Source organism: Acinetobacter sp. UBA3025 (genome assembly GCF_002367915.1).
GTDB lineage: Bacteria > Pseudomonadota > Gammaproteobacteria > Pseudomonadales > Moraxellaceae > Acinetobacter.
The window spans coordinates 1-3,624 of the sequence record NZ_DFDO01000136.1 but is presented as its reverse complement, the minus strand read 5'-3'; the positions used below and the strand labels follow the sequence as shown (position 1 = coordinate 3,624).

General features: G+C 43.5%; 5 protein-coding genes. 3 read left to right on the top strand and 2 right to left on the bottom strand.

Annotation, left to right across the window (positions count from 1 at the left end):
* The coding region (locus tag B4J23_RS05820; protein ID WP_291359224.1) for an MFS transporter at nucleotides 1–326 on the bottom strand (326 nt) is incomplete at its 3' end.
* On the bottom strand, nucleotides 323–766 hold the full coding sequence (locus B4J23_RS05815) for a MarR family winged helix-turn-helix transcriptional regulator (RefSeq protein WP_034702758.1): 444 nt from the start codon (nucleotides 764–766) through the stop codon (nucleotides 323–325). The genes B4J23_RS05820 and B4J23_RS05815, both read right to left, overlap by 4 nt.
* 260 nt (nucleotides 767–1,026) lie before the next feature.
* Between B4J23_RS05815 and B4J23_RS05810 the strand changes: the two genes are divergently transcribed.
* Genes B4J23_RS05810 through B4J23_RS05800 form a run of 3 tightly spaced genes read left to right on the top strand, consistent with a single transcriptional unit; the run spans nucleotide 1,027 to nucleotide 3,590 of the window.
* Nucleotides 1,027–2,472, top strand: a complete 1,446-nt coding sequence (locus B4J23_RS05810; protein WP_159122896.1) for a cytochrome ubiquinol oxidase subunit I — start codon at nucleotides 1,027–1,029, stop codon at nucleotides 2,470–2,472.
* Nucleotides 2,469–3,473 (top strand): cytochrome d ubiquinol oxidase subunit II, encoded by a 1,005-nt coding sequence (gene cydB, locus B4J23_RS05805; protein ID WP_291359223.1) that lies wholly within the window; start codon nucleotides 2,469–2,471, stop codon nucleotides 3,471–3,473. The genes B4J23_RS05810 and cydB overlap by 4 nt, the downstream gene beginning before the upstream one ends.
* 9 nt (nucleotides 3,474–3,482) lie before the next feature.
* Nucleotides 3,483–3,590 carry a DUF2474 domain-containing protein gene (locus tag B4J23_RS05800; protein ID WP_104426067.1) on the top strand — a complete coding sequence of 36 codons (108 nt, stop codon included), beginning with the start codon at nucleotides 3,483–3,485 and terminating at the stop codon, nucleotides 3,588–3,590.
* Nucleotides 3,591–3,624: the final 34 nt, after the last annotated feature.

The window sequence follows — 3,624 nt, the reverse complement described above, 5'->3', positions numbered from 1 at the left end:
ATCAGACGAATACCCAATAACACTTCTAGTTTGGCCGGAATCATATAAAGTCCGGAAAATAGCAAAAAGCCAGTCAGGCCAATCACCAGGGTATTTTTCAGTCCTAGACGATTCAGCAATTTCCCAATAAATAAGCGTCCAATTAGTGTTCCGACAATAAACAGACCGGATACCAGACCGGCTTGTGCAGTCGATGCTCCCAGTTCAGCGACCGAGAAACCGACAATCACAATCACCAGCAGGTAAAACACCAGAACGAGCTGGAAATTAACCAGACTGACCAGGACGAAATTAGGGGTCCATAAGCGGGCTTGATCTTGGCTCATTGTGGTGTTTCCTGAGATGAAGGATGTAATTGCTGAATCAGCTGTACCAAAGTGTTTTTACTGCTTTGCAGATCATCTGCATCAATCTGTTGCAGTAAGTGATCTTCAAAAGCATCAATCTGTTTGGAACACAGGTTAAAGGTTTTAACCCCTTGCTCGCTGAGTTTAAATAATTTTTGACGTTTATCTTCGGTTTCGATCTGGCAGATTAAGTCGAGTTCACTTAAATGCTGGATGCGTTTGGTAATGCTTGGTTTTGAAACATTTAAATAGCTTGAAATATCAACCAGCGTGCATTGCTGTTGGGATTGAATGGTATAGAGCACTTGCCATAAGGAATAATTAAGTTGGGAGGATAATAAAATAGTATTGATTTCATCACTCATGAGTCGTGCGCAACGCAGCAACAGTGAACGAAATCTGGAAGAGGGTTGAAACATATAGTTAACCTGGCTAACTAAATTGTGCCTAATTTACGCCTCTTTATTCAATTAGACAAGAGGTAAATTTTGAAAATTTTTGCATGGTTAACGTCTTTTTGACTAAGTTATTACAAGTCTTTAACCTGATTAAAAAACAATCAACAAAAGACTACATACTTTTAAGAATGATTCAGCCTAAGCTACCTAAGCACTAGAAAAATCCATCACTTAATAACTGAAGGGCAGATATGCCAAATAACACTGCATAGGTGAAGTTTATGACTCTGGGTTTAACTGCATTAGAGTTAGCACGAATACAGTTCGCCTTTACTGTATCTTTTCATATTATCTTTCCTGCAATTTCAATCGGATTAGCAAGTTTTTTGGCTATTCTGGAATGGCGCTGGTTAAAGACTAAAAATCCGATTTTTCAGGATCTGTTCAAGTTTTGGGTCAAAATTTTCGCCGTCGCATTTGGTATGGGCGTCGTATCCGGTGTGGTAATGAGCTATCAGTTCGGAACCAACTGGAGTGAGTTTTCCCGGGTCGCTGGAAGTGTGACCGGACCCTTGCTGGCTTATGAAGTTTTAACTGCGTTCTTTTTAGAAGCCGGATTCCTGGGTATCATGCTCTTTGGCTGGGATCGGGTTGGCCCACGAGCGCACTTTTTCTCCACTTTAATGGTGGCAATCGGCACCTGTATTTCCATGTTCTGGATTTTATCTTCCAATAGCTGGATGCAGACCCCTCAAGGTTTTGCGATTGAAAATGGCCTGATCGTCCCGCAAGACTGGGTAGCGATCGTATTTAACCCGTCTTTTCCTTATCGTTTGGCTCATATGGCAATGGCCGCCTTTCTGGTCTCCGCCTTACTTGTAGCCTCAACAGCGGCATGGCATCTGATCAAGGGCCGTCGAGATCCTTTAGTCAAAACTTCATTTTCCATGGCCATGTGGCTGATTCTGGCACTTGCACCTTTACAGATTTTTGTGGGGGATATGCATGGTCTGAATACGCTTGAACATCAGCCAGCCAAACTGGCCGCGATGGAAGGCCATTGGGAAACCAATCATGATGAAGGAATGCCTTTATACCTGTTTGGGATTCCAGACATGCAAGCTGAAGAAACCAAATATGCAATTGGTATTCCTAAATTGGGTAGCCTGATTCTGACGCACTCTATGGACGGAAAAGTCACGGGGCTTAAAGATTTTGCACCTGAAGATCGACCCAATTCACTGGTGGTGTTCTGGAGTTTCCGGATTATGGTCGGGCTGGGTATGTTAATGCTCTTGCTTGCACTCTGGGGATTATGGTCACGTACTCGAGGACGGTTTTATGAGTCACGTGGTCTGCATCGTTTTGCACTCATCATGGGGCCATCCGGATTTCTTGCTATGCTGGCAGGATGGTTTACTACAGAAGTCGGTCGTCAGCCTTGGGTTGTCTACGGTATTATGCGGACCAAAGATGCATTATCACCAGTGTCAGCTGAACAGGTCGGTCTAACCTTGATTATCTTTGTGGTGGTGTACTGCGTTGTTTTTGGCGTAGGAATTTTCTACATGTTGCGCCTAATGCATAGAGGTCCAGAATTTATTCATTCCAGACCACACCATGAATCGGATAGCGATGTGGTTCAAGCTTCTCGTCGACCATTGAGCAGTATTCGCGAACGTATTGAAGAAGTTCCTGAACATCCGGATCAGGAGGATAAAAAATGATTGATTTATCATTAATTTGGATTGCGATTATTGGCCTAGGTGTACTGGTTTATACCATTCTCGATGGTTTCGATCTGGGCATTGGCATTCTATTTCCATTCTTCCCGCATCAGGATGAACGCGATGTCATGATGAATACGGTCGCTCCGGTCTGGGATGGTAATGAAACTTGGATGGTTCTAGGGGGCGCTGGATTATTTGCTGCCTTTCCATTGGCTTATTCGACGGTACTCTCAGCGCTGTATATGCCCATTATCCTGATGGTGATCGCCTTGATTTTTCGTGGTGTTGCTTTTGAGTTCCGTTTTAAGGCGAATAAAAGCAAACACTGGTGGGATAAAGCTTTTATAGGTGGATCGATCGTCACCAGTTTCTTGCAAGGGATGATCCTGGGTGCATATATTCAGGGAATTGAAACACGAAATGGTGTCTATGTAGGTGGTGGTCTGGATTGGCTCAGTCCATTTAGTATCTTTACAGGAATCAGTGTCGTGGTGCTATATGCAGCATTAGGCTGTGGATGGCTCATTTATAAAACCGGTGATGATTTACAGGATCGCATGTTTAAACTGATGCCGAGGCTGATTATAGCCTTATTGATTATTCTAGGTGCTGTTAGTGTTTATACGCCGTTGACCCATCCGCAAATTGCGGAGCGCTGGTTCAGCCAGCCACAATTTACCTACTTTATGCCCGTACCGATCTTGGTCATATTATTTACTTGGCTAGCCTTACGTGCCTGTAAAAGACGCAGTGAACTAGGTCCATTTTCCTATATGCTGGTGCTGGTGTTCCTGGCATATACCGGTTTTCTGATTAGTCTGTGGCCTTATATTATTCCACCATCAGTCACGATCTGGCAGGCAGCGGCACATGAAAATAGTCAGTTATTTGCCTTGATTGGTGCCTTGATTCTGATTCCGATTATCGTGATTTATACCTGTATGTCCTATTGGGTATTCCGACACAAGGTACGTGTTGGAGATGATGGTTATCATTAAGGAGCAGTTATGACACGCAAACAGATAGTATGGTTTGTCGGCTTATGGCTTGCAGGTTTTTTGACACTGGCACTTATTGCAGGGGCATTCCGCTTTCTGGTGCATTTGGCCTATTAGGTCATAATATAAACTGAATAAAGAAAAGGGATTT

Excerpts from the sequence above, each read along its gene's own strand:
- B4J23_RS05815 (WP_034702758.1), bottom strand. The coding sequence starts at position 766 with ATGTTTCAACCCTCTTCCAGATTTCGTTCACTGTTGCTGCGTTGCGCA.
- B4J23_RS05810 (WP_159122896.1), top strand. The coding sequence starts at position 1,027 with ATGACTCTGGGTTTAACTGCATTAGAGTTAGCACGAATACAGTTCGCC.
- cydB (WP_291359223.1), top strand. The coding sequence starts at position 2,469 with ATGATTGATTTATCATTAATTTGGATTGCGATTATTGGCCTAGGTGTA.
- B4J23_RS05800 (WP_104426067.1), top strand. The coding sequence starts at position 3,483 with ATGACACGCAAACAGATAGTATGGTTTGTCGGCTTATGGCTTGCAGGT.